The organism is Nocardia sp. NBC_01388 (assembly GCF_045040085.1).
Classification (GTDB): Bacteria; Actinomycetota; Actinomycetes; order Mycobacteriales; family Mycobacteriaceae; genus Nocardia.
This window is the reverse complement of sequence record NZ_CP109553.1, coordinates 8060612-8077478: the sequence shown is the minus strand read 5'-3', so window position 1 is coordinate 8077478 and position 16867 is coordinate 8060612. Positions and strand designations below refer to the sequence as shown.

Genomic DNA, 16867 nt, shown 5'->3' with positions numbered 1-16867 from the left:
CCGCACATCCGAGGGGTGTGCGGCTTCTTCTCGTCCCGGATCAGCCTGCGGCAGCCCAGGATTCGACGATGGTGCGGGCAATGGAGATCGAGCCCGGCAGCAGCAGGCGGGCATCGGTCTTCGCGCCGCCCCAGGCGCCGGCCGCGAGCGCCTCGCGGACCTCGGCGCGGGTGAACCAGTGCGCCTCGACGATCTCGCCGTCGTGGAAGGTCACCGGCTGCTCCGGATCGGCGACGGCGGAAAAGCCGAGCATGAGCGAGCGGGGGAACGGCCACGGCTGGCTGCCCAGATAGGTGATATCGCGGACATCGACGCCGACCTCCTCGCGCAGTTCGCGCTCGACACAGCGTTCCAGCGATTCACCGGCCTCCACGAAACCGGCCAGCAGCGAGAACAGGCCCTCGGGCCAGGTGTGCTGACGGCCGAGCAGGACACGGTCGGCGCCGTCGTGAATGAGGCAGATGATGGCCGGGTCGATCCGCGGGAACTCTTCGTGGCCGGATTCGCTGGTGCGCGACCAGCCGCCATTGGTGATCGTGGTGGGGGTGCCGTCGCCGGCGCTGAAGTGCGCCTTGTCGTGCCAGTTCAGCAGGGCGATGGCGGTGGAGAGCAGGCCGGTGCCGAAATCGTCGAGCTCCAGGGTGGCGCCGTAGGCGCGCAGGTCCGAGAGCGAGCCCTCGATGGTGTTGTCGCGCACCGCCCACAGGTGCAGGTCGCCGTCCACACCCAGGAAGACGGCGTCGGGGGCCGGTTCGGCGGCGAGGGTAGTGGCCGATTCCAGCACGACCGTATTGCCCTCGACGCGAACCTGGCCGCGTTTGTTCATCCGTAGCAGCTTGGCCTGCGGCCAGCCCTCTTTCAGTGCTTGCTCATCGGCGCGAAGGTGTTCCGCCCGATCGAGAGTGGTACGGGAAAGAATCGGGACCGCATTCAGCTGGAACTCAGGCACGGTGTCTATCTTGCCCTTCGCTGTGCCCAGAACTGGTTCGGGGCGCTCAGGATTGGACGCGGCGCAGGTAGAGGAGTTTGTCGCCGGTTTCGAGGGCATCGGTTTCCGGATCGCCGACACGGATGAGAACGCCCGCCCGGACCACGCCGAGGACGATATCGCGGAGGTGGCGGGGTGAACCGCCGATCTCCTCGGGATCGACCTCTCGCTCGGAGATGGCGAAACCGGCTTCGGGGGTGAGCAGGTCCTCGATCATCTCCACAACGCTCGGGGTGGTGGTGGCGATGCCGAGCAGCCGGCCCGCGGTCTCGGAGGAGACCACCACCGAGTCGGCGCCGGATTGCCGCAGCAGATGGGTGTTCTCGGCCTCGCGGACGGCGGCGGAGATGCGCGCCTTCGGGTTGATCTCGCGGGCGGTGAGAGTCACCAGGACGGCGGTGTCGTCGCGATTGGCCGCGACCACCACCGCGGACGCACGCGCGACGCCCGCCAGGTGCAGTACATCGGATCTGGTGGCCGAGCCGAGCACCGTCACCAGTCCGGCATTGGCGGCGGCCTCGAGCACCACGGGATCGGTATCGACGACCACGATATTGGAGGCCTGCACGCCGTCGCCGAGCATGGCGTCGATCGCGGTGCGGCCCTTGGTGCCGTAGCCGACGACCACGGTGTGATTACGCACGCTGTGCCTCCATCGCTGAATCTTGAAAGCCTGCCGGGATCGTTCGGTGAGTACGGCCAGCGTGGTGCCGACCAGAACGATGAGGAAGAGGATCCGCAGCGGGGTGACCACGAGAATATTGATGAGCCGCGCGGTGGGGGTGACCGGTGTGATGTCGCCGTAGCCGGTGGTCGACAGCGAGACCGTCGCGTAGTACGCGGAGTCCAGCAGCGACATGCGCTCGCGGGCATTGTCGTGATAGCCGTCGCGGCCGAAGTACACCACCGCGGTGGCGACGGCCAGCAGCAGCACCGCCATACCCAGTCGCCGCACCAGCGCCTGCCAGGGGCTGGCCTGCGCGGTCGGCACTCGCAGAATGCCGACCAGCGCGAAATCCGGGCGGTCGGTGAGATGCGCCAAACCCCTCGAAGAATCACCGAACACGCGAATCACCAGCCATTTCGGGGACGTCTTCCTGCGGCACAGGTCCGGAGCGTACCTGCCTGCCGTCCACAACGGTGTGTCGGTCGCGGGCGCGTCGCGACTACCGAATCAGGTCCGGGGGCAGGGATTCCGGATCCGGCGGGGGCTCGAAGTCGGGCGGGGATTCGACCTCCGGGCGTGCGGGGGTGGTCGCCTCGAACGGGAATTCCGGCGGGAAGTTCTCCTCCGGCGGCGGTTCCGGATCGGGGGGCCGCGACGAATCCGGCTGGCGTCGAAGCGAATCGACGTCCACGTGCGGGAGCGCCTCCGAGTCGGCGCCGCGGCGGCCGGGTGCGCTGCGCGGTTTCGGGGCGGGCTCAGGTTCGGCGACAACGCGCCTCGGGGCCGCGGTGGTGATGAGATTCGCGAGCTCCTCCGGGCCCGCGAGGTGCTCGGGGGCGATGGTGCGGAGGGTGCGGACATAGTGGAACGCGGCGGTGGTGCGGGCGAGTACGTCGGATTCCGGGGCGCCGGTGCGGGCGGCCTCGAGGCGGGCCCAGGCGAGGCGGTAGACGGCGAGCTGGATGGCGACCGAATCCTCCTCGGCGGCAGTGGGTTCACCGCCGGTCTTCCAGTCGACGACGATCCAGGTGTCGTCGGGTTGCCGGAAGACGGCATCCACGCGGCCGCGAATCACGGTGCCGGCCAGTGAGGTTTCGAAGGAGACCTCGACCTCGACCGGATTGCGGTCGGCCCACGGGGAGGCGAGGAAGGCCTCCTGCAGGCGGACAAGTTCGGCGTCATTGTCGGAGGTATCGGCCGCACCCGGCAGTTCGTCGAAGCCGAGCAACCGGCCCGCACCGAACCAGCGTTGCAGCCAGGCGTGGAAGGCGGTGCCGCGGCGGGTGAACGGGCTCGGCGGGTACGGCAGCGGACGGCGCAGGCGGGCAGCGAGTTTCGCGGGATCGGAGCGCAGGTCCACCAGGGAGGTGGCGGCGAGCTGGCCGGGGAGTTCGACCTCGCGGATCGCCTGATCGGCAGCGAGGTGCTCGGCGATCAGGGCGTCGACATCCGAGGCCCAGCCCTCGGGGTCGTCCGGGTCGCCCTCCGGATCTGCTGCGCCGCCGTCGAATTCGGCTGCATTGTCGAACTCATCGGATTCGGTCAGCCCGAAGTCGAATTCGATCTGCTCGGGCCGGGATTCGACGTGCAGCGCGGTGAGGGCCGTCTTGACCAGTGCCGCACCCTCTTCCACCGATTCCCGGCGGGCGCCGAGCGGGTCGCGAGGCCAGGAGGCGGTGAGCGGGTTATCGGTGAAGGGGTTGGCGGTATCGGGCACGGGCGGATCGTCCCAGCGGTCGATGCGCACACCGCGGGAGAGCGCGGAGCCGGGGATTTCGGTGGCCTGCTTCAGTTCCAGCAGGAAGTCGGAGGGGCCCTTGGGTTTTGCGCCCGTCTCCGCCCAGTGGTGGGCGGAGACGAAGAGCGCGCGCTCCGTGCGGGTGAGGGCCACATAGAAGAGGCGGCGGTCTTCGTCCAGGCGGCGGCGGCCGAGGGCCTTCTTGTGCGATTCGAGAGCGCGTTCCAGATCGGCGCGATCATAGATATCGTCGAGGCTCAGGACGGGGACGCCATCGCCCGCGCCCTCCGATTGCCGGTCACCGCGCAGGTGGGTGGGGAGTTCGGCGAGTGCGCCCATCCAGGTGGTGGTGCCGGTGCCCGAGGGGAAGGTGCCGTCCACCACGTGCGGGACGGCCACCACCTCCCACTCCAGGCCCTTGGCGGCGTGCACGGTGAGCACCTGCACCCGATCGTGCGCCACCTCGACTTCGCCGGGCTCCAGACCGTTCTCGACTTCCTCTGCGGCGGAGAGGAAGTCGAGCAGACCGCTGAGGGAGGAGCGGTAGTCGGCGGAGTATCCGGCGACCACATCGGCGAAGGCGTCGAGATGTTCGCGCCCGGCCGCGGCGACCGCGCGCCGGGCCTGGGTCTCCACGCCGACGCCGATGGTGCGCTCCACATCGGCGACCAGTTCGGCGAGGGGTTGTCCGCCGCGCTCACGCAGCGCGCCGAGCTCCTGGCCGAGCACCGCGATGCGCGCATAGCCGGTCGCCGAATACTGTTCTGCCGCACCGGGATCGGCGATGGCATCGCCGAGTCCCGCGCGTTCGGCGGGCTCCGGGGCGACTTCCCGCAGAGCCGCGTCCAGCCCGGCTGTATCGGTGATATCCGCCGATTGGCCGGGCGGGCGGCGAATGGAGAGTTCGCGGGCGCGGCGGGACAGTGCGGCGATATCGGCGACGCCGATGCGCCAGCGGGCACCGGTGAGAATACGCATGGCCGCGCCACCGGCGGCGGGATCGGCGATCAGGCGCAGTGTCGCAACGATATCCGCGACCTCGGGCGTGTGCAGCAGCCCGCCCAGGCCGACGATCTCCACCGGCAGACCCTGCTCGCGCAGGGCTTCCGCCAGCGGTGCGGCATCGGCATTGCGCCGCACCAGCACCGCCGAGGTGGGCGGTTCCGATCCGGCGTCCGCCGCCGCCTCCCATTCGGCCTTGATCCGCTCGGCCACCCAAACCCGTTCATCCGCAACGGTATCCGTGAGCGCCAGGGCCACCAGCCCCGGTGTCGCGCCCGGTCGCGGCCGCAGCGCGTCCACGGTGACACCACCGCCCGCGGCCGCCGCGATTCGCAATGGATCCGCCACCAGATTCGCCAGATCCAATGCCTCCGGTGGATTTCGCCAGCTGGTCATGAGCGGCAGGATCGGCGCGGGAACCCCTGGCGCACTGGGAAAGTCGGTAGCGAAGCGCGGCAGATTGGCCGCCGACGCACCGCGCCATCCGTAGATCGACTGCATAGGGTCGCCGACGGCCGTCACCGCGAGCGGTCCGGGCTGGACTTCGGTGCGTTGTCCGGCGAATGCCTCACCCGCCACTCCTCCCGCGCGCGGGGGAACTGCGTCTTCGTCAGAGACAGCTCGATTCGACTGCGCCGCTTGGTCCCCAGCTGACGCCGATCGCTGCTCGCGTACTGCCTCGCCCTCGGAGTCGGCAGGCGGCGCGGTGTGCACGCCGCCGAAGAGGGCGGACAGCAGGATGCGCTGGGAGTGGCCCGTGTCCTGGTATTCGTCGAGTAGGACGAGGCGGAAGCGGGTGCGTTCGGCGACGCTGACTTCGGCGTGCAGGGCGGCGAGCCGCGCGGCGAGGGACATTTGGGCGCCGAAGTCCAAGGCGCCGCGGCGGCGCAGCTCCTCCGCGAGACGCTCGACCAGCGGGAGCAGGGAGACGCGTTCGTGCTGGGTGTCGACGAGATCGGTGAGAGTCTTCTTGGGGCCGCCCTTCTGGCGTGGGCCAGCGGGGAGTGTGTAGATCAGCCGCTCCAATTCCACATGGGCGGTGGCCAATTGGCGGGGTTCCACCAGGTGTTCGGCGAGTTGACCGGAGAGGGCCAGCACCGCTTCGGTGACCGAGACGGGGCTGCGGTCGGTCTCCAGGTCGCCGTCCCAGGTGGAGACGACGCGGTAGGCCAGCTGCCACAGCTGGGTCTGGGTGAGCAGGGTGGCGGTGGGTTCGACGGGCAGCAGCAGGCCGTATTCGGTGAGCAGGCGGCCGGCGTAGGAGTGGTAGGTGCTGATCTCCGGTTCGGAGCCGGTGAGCAGTCCGCGCAGGCGACCGGTGGGGTCGATATCGCGCAGTAGCGGTGCGCCCGCCAATCGGGACAGCCGCGTGCGGATTCGAGTTGTCAACTGCTGTGCGGCTTTTCGGGTGAAGGTGAGGCCCAGTACCTGTTCGGGTTCGACCAGGCCGTTGGCGACCATCCACACCACACGTGCTGCCATGGTCTCGGTTTTTCCCGCGCCGGCACCGGCGACGACCAGGGTCGGTCCGGCCGGGGCCTCGATGACGGCGGCCTGTTCGTCGGTGGGGGGCGGCAGGCCCAGCGCATCGGCGAGTTGACGAGCAGTGATGCTCACTCGTCGGTCACCTGGCGTCCGGTGTCCTGGACGGGGCAGCTGCCCGCGACCTTGCAGTGGCGGCAGCCCTCATTGCGCATGGCCAGATAGCTGGGACCGGTCGAGGAAGCCGCGGCATCGTGGATCACGCCGCGCCACAGCTCGATTCCGCCGTCGTCGAGTGCCGGCTGCATGCGTTCGGTGGCCGCGCCGTCCCGGGCGCTGGGTTTGGCCACGTAGACCAGGCGAGCGCCGCCGGGTTCGCCGTCGCCGAGTGCGCCCGCGGCGGCCGCTACCTGATAGGTGGCCAGCTGCGCGTGTTCCTCGGCCGCCTGCTTGGTGATCGGCGTCTTGCCGGTCTTCACATCGACGATGACGAAGCGGCCCATGGCATCTCGTTCGAGGCGATCCATGCGCCCGCTGATCCGCACCGGGAGTTCGCCGGGTGTACGGGCGGGCAGGATGCAGTCCACCGGCACCTCGACGCCGATGGAGGTGAGTTCGTCGCGAGTATTGCGCAGCCAGGCCAGGAAGGTATCGACCATGGTTTCGGTGCGGCGCAATTCGGCTCGGGAGTACCAGTTCTCGCCGTCGCGCGCGGTGGGATCGACCTTTTTCCAGGCCTTGACCAGCGCGACTTTGACCTGGGCCTCGGTGACCTGACCGGCGAGCGCCTGCACCAGCGTGTGCACAAGATTGCCCTTGAGGGCGTGCGGATTCTCGCCGTCGCTGCCGCCGTGGCGTTCCAGCGCCCAGCGCAGCGGGCAGGTCTTGAGCTGCTCCACCGTGGAGGGCGAGAGCGCGACCGAACCGTCCTCGCTGTTCCAGAGCGGACTTTCGGAGGAGAGTTCGGCGGTGCCGTACCAGTCGTCCGGGTGCGCACCGCGCACCCCGGCCCGGGCCAGCCGGGCAAGCTGGCGGGCGGCTCGGGAGCGGCGCTCCGGCGTCGTCTCGGGATCGCATGCGGCACTGCGCAATTCGGCAATCAGCGTATGCATGGCCAGGGCGCGGCCGGGATCGACCGGCGGCGGGATGCGGCCGGGCTGCCCGTCGGCCGCATCGGCGTCGAGTTCGGCGAGGAAGCGGGAGGGCACCAGATCCTGGTCGCCGGTGACGGATTCGACCGCCGTCACCAGCAGGGAGCGGCGCGCCCGGCTGCACGCCACCAGCAGCAGCCGCCGCTCTTCCGCGAGCAGCGGGGCGGCGCGGCTCACCTTCTCACCTGTATCACCCACTCCGGCAAGCAGATCCACCAGATCCTCGACACCGAGCAGGGTGCCGCGCGGGCGCAGATTGGGCCAGATGCCCTCCTGCACCGCGGCCACGGTGACGGTGTCCCACTCACGGCCCGCGGCGGCGTGCGCACTGCAGATGGTGACCGCTTCGCCCGGATCGGTATGCGGCGCATTGTCCTGCGGAATCACCTGCTGCTCCAGGTATTCCACAAAACCCTCGATCGTGGCATGCGGCAGCCGGTCCACATACGCCGCGGCAGCCTCGAACAACCCGACGACCGCATCGAGATCGCGGTCGGCCTGCAGACCGACCGCTCCCCCGCGCTCGGACTGCCCGACCCAGCGCCGCTCCAGGGTCGACCCGGTCCACAACCCCCACAGCGTGTCCTCCAGCCCGCCCCCGTCCCCGCGCACCGTCCGCGCCCGCCCCAGCGCCTTCAGCACCCGCCGCAACGGCGCGGCCTCCACCTCGGTGAGCCGCTCGAGCAGCACCCGATTCCCCGCCCCCACCAACAGATCCCGCAGAATCTCCGCCGATGACCGATCCAGATCCGCGAAGCGATCAGCATCCGCACCATCGCCGTCGAGAGCCGCGGCGGAACGGCCGGTACTGCGGCGCGCCTCGTCTCCCGCTGTAGTGGCGACCGGCGTCGGCACGGCAGCACCGGAGTCCGCGGCAGGTTCGATGCGACCGGAGCCGCCGTCACCGGCGGGCGAGTCGGTGGCCGCCACCGAGTCGTTCGGTGCGCTCACCGAGAACGAGCCGTCGCTGTCGGTGGCGTCCGCTACCTTCGAATCCATAGTCGTATAGCGCTCGCTCGCAAGGTAATCGGCGGATCGGGTGGGCTCGTCGCCGTCACGATCCTCCGGGGCGCGGTCGGGGTAGCCGAGTTCGAGGACGGTGCGGCGAATGCCGCGACGGAGGCGGCGCAGGCTGATCTGGTCGGCGCCGCCGAGGGGGCCGGCGAGGAGGTCGAGGGCGTCGTCGGCGGTGAAGGGGATGGGGCGGGGGTGGCGGACGCGGGTGGGGTCGCCGGCGGTGACGGCGCGCAGGGCGAGCAAGGCCCAGGCGGCGCCCCGGCGGCGGGCGAGGGGGACGTCGGCGGGGGGCTGGCGGACGGGCACACCTGCGGCCAGCAGGGCGCGGCGCAGGGGGGCCAGGGAGAGCGGGACGGAGCGGACGATGACGGCCATATTCGACCAGGGGACACCGTGGGTGAGGTGGGCGCGGCGCAGGTGGTCGGCGATGAGGGCGGCCTCCTTGGCCGGGGTGGTGAGCACCTGCACGCGCACCTCACCCTCGAATGGCGCATCGTCCCAGAGGATCTCGTCACCGGACCGCACATCCCACTCGCCCCTGCCGTCCCGGCCGAGTGGCGCGATCACACCCGCCCGGTCTGCCTGAACCGTCGCGCCGACCTGACCGTTCGATGCGTCGGTATCCGGTGGGGCGACATCGCGCAGGAAATTCGCGGCGTCCCGGGCTCCGGGGCGGATGCGGTGGCGGCCGGTACCCGGGAGGCGGGAGGTGATGCGGGAGACGACCTCCTGGATGCCGGTGGCGGATCGGTGGTTGTGGCGCAGGATGATTCGGCGGTCGGCGGGGGCGTCGGGGTCCGCGGCGAAGCGGGCGTCGGCGCCGCGGAAGGTGAAGACGGACTGGTCGGGGTCGGCGGCGATCACCGTGGTGGCCGCGCCGCTGCCGATGGCTCGAACAAGTTGGGCCGCAAGGGGATCCAGGTGCTGGGCATCGTCGACGAGGACGGTGCGCAGCCGATCGCGCTCGGCGGCCAGCAGTTCGGCGTCGATCAGCAGGGCGTCGAGGGCCGCGCCGACCAGTTCGGCGGCATCGAGGGCGGGCGCACTGGCCTCCGGTACGTCCATGCCGACCGACCAGCGCAGCAGCATGATCTGCTCGTAGCGTTCGTGGAACCGCCCGGCGGCGATCCATTCCGGATGCCCGTGCTGATGGCCGAGCCGGATGAGGTCCTCGGGCCCGAGTCCACGTTCGGTGGCGCGCAGCATGAGATCCCGCAACTGCTCAGCGAATCCAGCGGCGGGCAGTGCGGGATGCAAGCGCTCCGGCCAGTCCGGCGCCTCGTCGGCGAGTTCGCCGCGCAACATTTCCCGAATGACAATGTCCTGCTCGGAGCCGGTAAGCAGGCGTGGAGGCGGATTGCCGTGAGTGGCCGACACGGTGCGCAGGAGACCGAAGGCATAGGAGTGCAGGGTGCGCACCAATGGGCCGCGAGTGGCACCTGGTACCCCACCCAGCAATGGATCGGCCTCGGCAATTCGGACAGTAATGGCATTGCGCACCGCGGTGGCGGCCCGTTTCGAATAGGTGAGCACCAGCACCGATTCCGGATCAGCCCCGGCCAGAATGCGTTCGGCCGCGATATCGACCAGCAGGGCGGTCTTGCCCGCGCCCGGACCGCCGAGCACCTGCCACGGCCGCCAGCCGGGATCGATGCCGGGGTCGTCGAACAGCGGCCGGAGGGCGGCATCCCACTCCCGGAGGTGGGAGGCTGCCTCGGCACGGCGCACCAATTGCACCGAGCTATCCGATCGCATCACGTCGGCTATTTCAACAGACCGCCCCGACACGTTCCATTTGCCATGTGTTGGCCGTGCCGCCGGTCACAGCGGGCACGCCCGCTGTGGAGCTGCGGCGCGGTCCGCCGGTGGGTGGAGCCCCGCGCCGGCGAGGCAGCAGAATGGTCGGGGTGTCCGATCTTCATATTCATCATTTCGGTCCTTCGACCGGCCCGGTTGTGCTGGCGCTGCACGGCTTGACCGGGCACGGTAAACGCTGGCAGGCACTGGCTGAGCAGCAGCTGCCCGATGTGCGGATTATTGCGCCGGATCTGCGGGGGCACGGGAGGTCGACCGGCGTGCCGCCGTGGGATTTCGAAACGATCGTCGCGGACCTGGTGGCGGCGCTGGCGGCACGGACCGGCGAACCGGTGGTGGTGCTCGGGCATTCGTTCGGCGCGGCGGCCGCCGTGCATCTGGCGCACCGGCATCCCGAACTGGTGCGCGCGCTGGTCCTGCTGGATCCGGCGATCGGCCTGGCGCCGGAGCTCATGCTGCGGATCGCGGATTCCAATCTGGCGCACCCGGATTACGCGAGCCTGGAGAACGCCCGGTTCGACAAGCTGGAGACCGCCTGGGCGGATGTGGACCCGCGGGTGCTCGAGGCCGAGCTGGCCGAGCATCTGGTGCCCACCGCGGACGGCCGGCTGGCCTGGCGCACGACCCTGCCCGCGATCATTTCGTACTGGGGTCAGCTGGCCCGCGATTTCGTGCTGCCGCCGCCGGAACTGCGCACGATCCTGGTGCAGGCGATGAAGGTGCAGCCGCCCTTCGTGACCCCGGCCTTCCGCGCGGCGCTCACGGCGCAGCTGGGCGACCGTCTGACCGTGCACGAATTCGACTGCGATCACATGGTGGCGCAGGAACTGCCCGCCGACACCGCCGCTCTCGTCCGCGCCGTGCTCTGAACCGCCACCCCCGAGGAGCCCGCCCATGCCCACCTCCGATGCCGAAGTCGAGCGAGTCCGCGAGCTGGTGGCGGCCATTCCGCCCGGCCGGGTCGCCACCTACGGCGATATCGCCGCCGCCGCGGGTCTGTCCACGCCCCGCACCGTCGGCTGGATCATGCGCACCGATTCCGCGGATCTGCCGTGGCATCGGGTATTGCGTGCAAATGGCACGCCCGCACCACATTTGGCGCACCGGCAATTGGGTCAACTCGCCGCGGAGGGCTGCCCGGTTCTCGGCGATCGGGTGGACCTGCGGCGCGCCCGATTTCATTTCGACTCGCCGGACTGACCGCCGACCTGGGCCGACAGGCGGATTCGGTTCCGCGAAACCCGGTACGCGGCACCCCGGGCGGCGGCTACCGTGGAAACCATGTCCACCCGTCTGGCCTGCGTGGTGTTCGATGCCGTCGAGCCCAGGAGCGTCTCCCGCTTCTGGGCCGAACTCCTGGGCTGGGAGGTGGCACTCGATCGTCCCGACGGGGTCGATGTCGCCGCATCCGACCCGGACGGACTGGATGTGGCGCTGACCTTCCTCCCCGCCCGCCGGTCCAAGGCGGCGAAGAACCGCATCCACCTCGATCTGTCCAGCCGATCGCTGGATCATCAACGCGTACAGGTGGATCGGGCGCTGTCCCTGGGCGCGCGCCGGATCGATATCGGGCAGGGCGCGGTGCCGTGGGCGGTACTGGCCGATCCGGAAGGCAATGAATTCTGCGTGCTCGAGCCACGTGAGCACTATGTGGATACCGGGTCGGTGGCGGCGATCGTGGTGGATACCGAGAATCCCCTGCGCCTGGCACAGTTCTGGTCGAAGGCCGCGGGCTGGCCCGTCACGCACGACAGTGCCCGCTATGCGGGAATCCGTTCGGCCACGGGTCAGGGTCCGTGGCTGGAATTCCTCCGCACACCCGAAGCGCTCGGCGAGCGCAGTCGCCTTCATCTGGATCTCATCGCTTTCCCCAGCGATGACCCCGTGGAAGAAGCCGCCCGACTACAAGCCGCGGGCGCGTTTCCGATCAGTCCCGAATCTCCCCCGGCCAATGCACCGGCGGTGGTGCTGGCGGATCCGGAAACCAACGAATTCTGTCTGCTGCAAGCAGCATCCGGCTGATTACGGTCCCCCGCTGATACCCACTGCGCGGTATCAGGCCGCCCCGCGTTCGTACCGGCGCCGTTCCCGCGGCGACATTCCGCCCCAGATGCCGAAACGCTGATCATGCGTCAGCGCATAATCCAGGCATTCGCGCCGCACCTCACAGGATGAGCAGACTCGTTTGGCCTCGCGAGTGGAACCGCCCTTGTCCGGAAAGAACGCCTCCGGATCGGTCTGGGTGCACAGGGCCTGCTGATGCCAGGACTCCGGTTCGGATTCGTCGCGGCGCGTGATGGTTTCGAACATCGCATCGAAATTGGTGAAAAGCATTTTCACGTCGTTCACCCTCTTCATAAACGGATTGATTCTGAATACACAAGACCCGAAAACTGACGGGTCAGCAGTCGCCGCTGACCGCGGCCAGGCGGGCCTGCTCACCGGTGAGGAAGATGCGGCGCGCGTGCACCGCGGCCGGCGCCGACGACCAGGGCGCGAGGGCCGTGGTGAACATGAGTTCGCACCACGAAAGCGCCGGGGCGTCTCCGAGCGAGAGCGTATTGAGCAGTGACAATTCGGTATCGGAATCGTTCCAGGCGGCGAACAGCCAGGTGCCGTCCAACCGGGCCAGGAATTCCTCGGCGTCCTCCGGCACTCCGAGGGGTGCGTCGACGGCAAGATGAACAACCGCGGTAATGGCATGGCGCATACGAGCATCCAGGCCCACTCCGTCGTGCAGCAGCAAACCCTCGAGCGAATCGCGAAGTACCGCCCCATGATCGGTCCGGAAGTCGCGGCGAGCGGCAGTAGTGACGTCGAACATTATTTTCCTCCCTATCGAATAAGCGCTTGTCCCAAAAGCGCCATCGCCTGATTTAAAAGGCCGAACGGTCGACTTGTCCAGTTTTAAGGACATCTGGGGCAAACCCCTAGCAGTACTGACACTGGCCAGTGTTGGTACCCGTCGGGAACAGCACCGAAGGGTGCCCGGCACCACGTGGGCAAACATTAGCCCGATACGGGTTTCGCCCTTTACGGTCTGACCATGCCTTATGTGCAATCAGGTGCGGCCACAGTTCATTTCGTCACCAGCGACATCGCTGGGCCGACACTTCTCCTCATCCATGGATTTCTGATGGACGAATCGATGTTCGAACCGATGCGCGAACCTCTGGCAGCTGCCGGGATCAATCTCGTAACGATTGATGCGCGATGCCACGGGCGCACTCAGTCACCGGATGGCGAACAGTTCACCTACTGGGATATGGCGGCCGACGCACTGGCGGTTATGGATGAATTGGGGATTCGAAAAGCAGTCATAGGCGGTATGAGTCAGGGCGGATTCACCGCACTGCGACTGGCACTGCTGGCGCCCGAGCGGGTGCGCGGATTGGCGCTCATCGATACCGAGGCAGGGGACTGCAGCCCGGCCGAACTCGCCTTCTACCGCACCTTTTTCGAACGCTGGTGCAGTTCGGAGCCGATGGCGCCGCTGGTCGCGGAATTGGCGCCGCAGCTGATCGGCGGCAGCGATCCGCGCCTGTGGCGGGCTTGGACCAGCCGCTGGTACTCCTCCGATCGGCAGTCCATCCTCCCGGCCGCGCGCTGCCTGATGGAGCGCCGTTCGGTAGTGCACCGGCTATCGGAAATCACCGCGCCGACACTGGTGATCCGGGGCAGTCACGACGGCACCAGCACCGCGCAGAAATCCGATGCGCTGGCCGCCGGACTCGCGAATGCCGATGGGGTGGTGACCATTCCGGGCGCCGGGCACGGCGCCGCGTGGACGCATCCGGAAGTGGTGGCGCCCCTCCTGATTCGACTGGTGCGGCGGGCTACGGCGCGGCACGAGAACAACCTGACGCACGCGCCGGCGCATCCGTGGTTGCAGGGGCGTTCCACACCCGGAATTCATGCCGCACGATGACCGGAATTCGATCCCGGCCTAATCCTCCGTGCCGTTGCGCAGATGGCCGGGATCGAGCAGCACGCCGGTATCGGAACACCAGGTCGGAATACCGAGGAAGATCTGGATCTGGCTGGGATATGCCGCGCAGAAGACGCTGAAGAGCTGTACCGCGATTGCGCGGCAGCGGCCGGTGGGGACGTCGTTCAGATGCATGATGGCGCGCGGACGGCCATATGCGGCAATGCCCTCGTCCCATAATTCGCGAAAAAGTCCGAAACGTCCGAGTTCGGCGAGAAATCCGGCGGACCAGCCGGTGTCACCGGAGCTGGCGATGAGTCCGCGCAGCCAATGCACGGTCACCCGGACCTCCTCCTCCCACTCCAGCATGACCTCGCGGGAGAGCTCGTTGCCCAGCAGCCAGCGCAGAATATTCACATCCTGCTCGAGCCCCGGGAAGGCTTGCGAGTAACTGCTGTTGCAGGCCAGCACATTCCAGCGGGTGTCCACATACGCGGCGAGATTGGGTTCGTGCAGTTCGAGCGCGCGGCGCATGTCATCGGTGATTTCGCCGCGCAGTTGCTGCACCGTGGGAAAATCGCTGACACCGAGACCGGCCAGATCGAGCAGATGCCGGCGTTCCACCACCGACAGCGGGTCTATTCGGTCCAGATATCGGACCAGTGCGTCGACCACCTCGCGGGTGGGATGGCCGCGGTCGCCCTTCTCCAAATGACTGATGTAGCTGGCGCTGACTCCGGCGTTGAAGGCGAGTCTTTCGCGTGATACCCCCCTGGCGTCGCGGAGCTTGCGCAGCAGGAGACCGAATGTCGGCGGTTTCAGCTCTTCGAAGTCTCGATCAGTTTTCACGCCCAGCACCACGCCGTTCCCTCTCCACAAACATTCAGCAAACCAACCTTCATCAGTCCGGTACCCACCTGTTCCGGAGAGCGGGACCCGCTGTAACGCCTGCCGTGAACTGTGACGAATCCGCTGGAACGCCCGCAGCTCTGGCTCCGGATACTGCCATATGCGATTGTTCAGAAGTTCAAAACATGATCATTTCTACTATGTGTCGTGGTGCATCGCACAACTTCGCATACATGAGCAATTGCTTAGCAAGCAGTGGATTCGGCATGCCGGAGACCACGTTCGCGGCCTCGAATCAGCCAGCCACTACGATCTTCAACCATGATCACCATCGCGCCCGTCTTCGCCTCGTGACGACCGTCGACGCGATTGTGCTGGCCGGTGGACGGGCCAGCCGGATGGGCGGCGCCGACAAGCCCGCAATAGTGGTCGGCGGCCGATCAATGCTGGATGCGGCGATTTCCGCGGTCGCCGCGTGCGCGCGCACAGTCGTCGTCGGACCGCATCGGCCCGAGCTGCCGCCGGAAATCCTTCAGGCACAGGAGGTACCGGCCGGGGCCGGTCCGGTGGCCGCGATCGCGGCCGGACTCGCAAGGCTGCGGGACGGCGAATTTCCGGCCGAACGCATTGTGGTGCTGGCCGCGGACATGCCATTTATCACAGTTGCTGCCATCGACGAACTACTCATGCACGCAAGAGAATCCGGCGTTGACGCGGTATTCGCCGCGGATGCCTCGGGCCGGCCGCAATATCTGGTCGGGGTCTGGCGGCGCTCCGCTCTGATCGCGGCGCTGAATCAGCTTGATTCCCCGGTCAATCGGCCGATGAAGGCACTCGTACCTACCGATACCGCACTCGTGCCTGTGGCCGGGGTCGACGATTGCGATACACCCGACGATGTACAGCACGCCCGAGCGACAGCGAGTCGCTCCGCCACGCCGCTGTCCCTCGCGGAGGCGCGGGATGCGCTGCGGCGGAATATCTCCCGAATGCAGGTGCGTCGGGTGCCGGTGCCCGGGGCCCGGGGTGCGGCGCTGGCCGAGCCGTTGTGCGCGGCCGAGGCACTGCCGCGTTTCGATGTATCCGCCATGGACGGGTACGCGGTGCGCGGCCCCGGCCCGTGGCAGGTGCGCCGCGATATCGGCTTCGCGGGCGGACAGCGGCCGGCGGGTCTGCAGGACGGCGAGGCGGTGCGCATTGCGACCGGTGCGCACGTGCCCGACGGCACCGGCTCGGTGGTGCGGGACGAATTCGTGCGGGTGGCGGATGAGGGGCGACTATATCGCCTGGCGGACACTCCGATTCGTGATGATGTGCGCCACCGCGGCGAGGACTGGAATCCCGGCGACGAGGTCGCCCCGGCGGGCACGCCGGTGACCGCCGCACTGATCTCGGTGGCCGCCAGCGCCGAGGTGACGACCGCCGCGGTGCGCGGACCGGTGCGGGCGCGAATCGTCATGACCGGCGACGAAATTCGTAGCGAGGGCCCGCTGCATCTGGGCCAGACCAGGGATTCCGTCGGCCCGGTGCTGCCGGATCTGCTCGCCTGGCACGGTATCGGCACGATGGATCGAGTGCACCTGCGCGACACCGAGAATGCCTTCGACGAGGTGTTCGCCGCCGCCGGTGCATGCGATCTGCTCATTATCGTCGGCGCGACGGGCGGCGGCGCCGCCGATCAATTGCGCGCCGCGCTGGACCGGGCCGATGCCCGCATGCTGCTGCACCGGCTGCGGCTGCGCCCCGGCGGTTCCACGGTCGCCGCCCAATTGGCTTCCGGCCCGGTGATTCTCGGGCTCCCGGGCAATCCGTACGCGGCCGTGGCAACGCTACTGGCGCTCGTTACCGCCGTCGTCGAGGGTCTCACCGGCAGCACGCCCGCACGCGTGCAGCGGGGGCCGCTGGTGAACGCGGGCGAAATCTCCGGCACCGCACCGCGAATCGTCCCGGCGCGGATGCGTGCGGAGGGCGGCTGGATCGGTGACGCGCATATTCGCACGGCACATCTGGCCGGGTTGCTCGATCGCGACGGTCTGGTCATCGTCCCGGCGGATGCTCTCGACGGCGCGCTTGTCGAATTCATCCCGCTCCCTCGCTGACGGGATTGTCCGGAGGCTTTGCCGGAGTGCTCTACTCCTCCGGCGACTGGATTGACTGGGGCGCTTGCCAATCCGCTACGTAGTTCACCGATGCGCGACGGGTTCACAGACAGGCTGTCGAGTTCACCGAT

12 protein-coding genes are annotated in these 16867 nt (G+C 68.5%); 5 read left to right on the top strand and 7 right to left on the bottom strand.

Annotated elements, in window-relative coordinates; genetic code table 11:
* Positions 1-40: 40 nt before the first annotated feature.
* From nudC to OG716_RS38095, 4 genes are all read right to left on the bottom strand, one after another.
* Positions 41-949 (bottom strand): NAD(+) diphosphatase, encoded by a 909-nt coding sequence (gene nudC, locus OG716_RS38110; protein WP_405135065.1) that lies wholly within the window; start codon positions 947-949, stop codon positions 41-43.
* 46 nt (positions 950-995) lie between these two features.
* Complete coding sequence (locus OG716_RS38105; protein WP_405135064.1) at positions 996-2054, bottom strand: potassium channel family protein; 1059 nt, start codon at positions 2052-2054, stop codon at positions 996-998.
* Positions 2055-2154: 100 nt separating this feature from the next.
* Positions 2155-6012 (bottom strand): ATP-dependent helicase, encoded by a 3858-nt coding sequence (locus OG716_RS38100; RefSeq protein WP_405135063.1) that lies wholly within the window; start codon positions 6010-6012, stop codon positions 2155-2157.
* Complete coding sequence (locus OG716_RS38095; RefSeq protein ID WP_405140223.1) at positions 6009-9800, bottom strand: PD-(D/E)XK nuclease family protein; 3792 nt, start codon at positions 9798-9800, stop codon at positions 6009-6011. Before OG716_RS38095 ends, OG716_RS38100 begins: the two co-directional genes overlap by 4 nt.
* 143 nt (positions 9801-9943) lie before the next feature.
* Between OG716_RS38095 and OG716_RS38090 the strand changes: the two genes are divergently transcribed.
* The 3 genes from OG716_RS38090 to OG716_RS38080 all read left to right on the top strand — a co-directional run bounded on the left by OG716_RS38090 (position 9944) and on the right by OG716_RS38080 (position 11882).
* Positions 9944-10729, top strand: coding sequence for an alpha/beta fold hydrolase (locus OG716_RS38090; protein WP_405135062.1), 786 nt, complete (start codon positions 9944-9946; stop codon positions 10727-10729).
* Positions 10730-10754: 25 nt separating this feature from the next.
* On the top strand, positions 10755-11060 hold the full coding sequence (locus OG716_RS38085; protein ID WP_355118831.1) for an MGMT family protein: 306 nt from the start codon (positions 10755-10757) through the stop codon (positions 11058-11060).
* Positions 11061-11141: 81 nt separating this feature from the next.
* Positions 11142-11882 (top strand): VOC family protein, encoded by a 741-nt coding sequence (locus OG716_RS38080; RefSeq protein ID WP_355118833.1) that lies wholly within the window; start codon positions 11142-11144, stop codon positions 11880-11882.
* Positions 11883-11915: 33 nt separating this feature from the next.
* On the opposite strand, the gene OG716_RS38075 is transcribed toward OG716_RS38080, so the two are convergent.
* Together OG716_RS38075 and OG716_RS38070 are read right to left on the bottom strand one after the other, a co-directional pair.
* On the bottom strand, positions 11916-12218 hold the full coding sequence (locus tag OG716_RS38075; protein WP_405135061.1) for a WhiB family transcriptional regulator: 303 nt from the start codon (positions 12216-12218) through the stop codon (positions 11916-11918).
* 43 nt (positions 12219-12261) lie between these two features.
* On the bottom strand, positions 12262-12684 hold the full coding sequence (locus tag OG716_RS38070; RefSeq protein WP_355118834.1) for a hypothetical protein: 423 nt from the start codon (positions 12682-12684) through the stop codon (positions 12262-12264).
* Positions 12685-12906: 222 nt separating this feature from the next.
* Between OG716_RS38070 and OG716_RS38065 the strand changes: the two genes are divergently transcribed.
* On the top strand, positions 12907-13788 hold the full coding sequence (locus OG716_RS38065; RefSeq protein ID WP_405135060.1) for an alpha/beta fold hydrolase: 882 nt from the start codon (positions 12907-12909) through the stop codon (positions 13786-13788).
* Positions 13789-13806: 18 nt separating this feature from the next.
* On the opposite strand, the gene OG716_RS38060 is transcribed toward OG716_RS38065, so the two are convergent.
* The gene (locus OG716_RS38060; RefSeq protein ID WP_355118838.1) at positions 13807-14637 is read right to left on the bottom strand and encodes a helix-turn-helix domain-containing protein; all 831 of its coding nucleotides are present in this window, start codon (positions 14635-14637) and stop codon (positions 13807-13809) included.
* Between the two features lie 266 nt (positions 14638-14903).
* On the opposite strand from OG716_RS38060, the gene OG716_RS38055 reads away from it, so the two are divergent.
* Positions 14904-16736 (top strand): NTP transferase domain-containing protein, encoded by a 1833-nt coding sequence (locus OG716_RS38055; protein WP_405135059.1) that lies wholly within the window; start codon positions 14904-14906, stop codon positions 16734-16736.
* Positions 16737-16867: the final 131 nt, after the last annotated feature.

Excerpts from the sequence above, each read along its gene's own strand:
- OG716_RS38065 (WP_405135060.1), top strand. The coding sequence starts at position 12,907 with ATGCCTTATGTGCAATCAGGTGCGGCCACAGTTCATTTCGTCACCAGC.
- OG716_RS38085 (WP_355118831.1), top strand. The coding sequence starts at position 10,755 with ATGCCCACCTCCGATGCCGAAGTCGAGCGAGTCCGCGAGCTGGTGGCG.
- OG716_RS38090 (WP_405135062.1), top strand. The coding sequence starts at position 9,944 with ATGGTCGGGGTGTCCGATCTTCATATTCATCATTTCGGTCCTTCGACC.
- OG716_RS38095 (WP_405140223.1), bottom strand. The coding sequence starts at position 9,800 with ATGCGATCGGATAGCTCGGTGCAATTGGTGCGCCGTGCCGAGGCAGCC.
- OG716_RS38055 (WP_405135059.1), top strand. The coding sequence starts at position 14,904 with ATGCCGGAGACCACGTTCGCGGCCTCGAATCAGCCAGCCACTACGATC.
- OG716_RS38075 (WP_405135061.1), bottom strand. The coding sequence starts at position 12,218 with ATGAAGAGGGTGAACGACGTGAAAATGCTTTTCACCAATTTCGATGCG.
- OG716_RS38070 (WP_355118834.1), bottom strand. The coding sequence starts at position 12,684 with ATGTTCGACGTCACTACTGCCGCTCGCCGCGACTTCCGGACCGATCAT.
- OG716_RS38080 (WP_355118833.1), top strand. The coding sequence starts at position 11,142 with ATGTCCACCCGTCTGGCCTGCGTGGTGTTCGATGCCGTCGAGCCCAGG.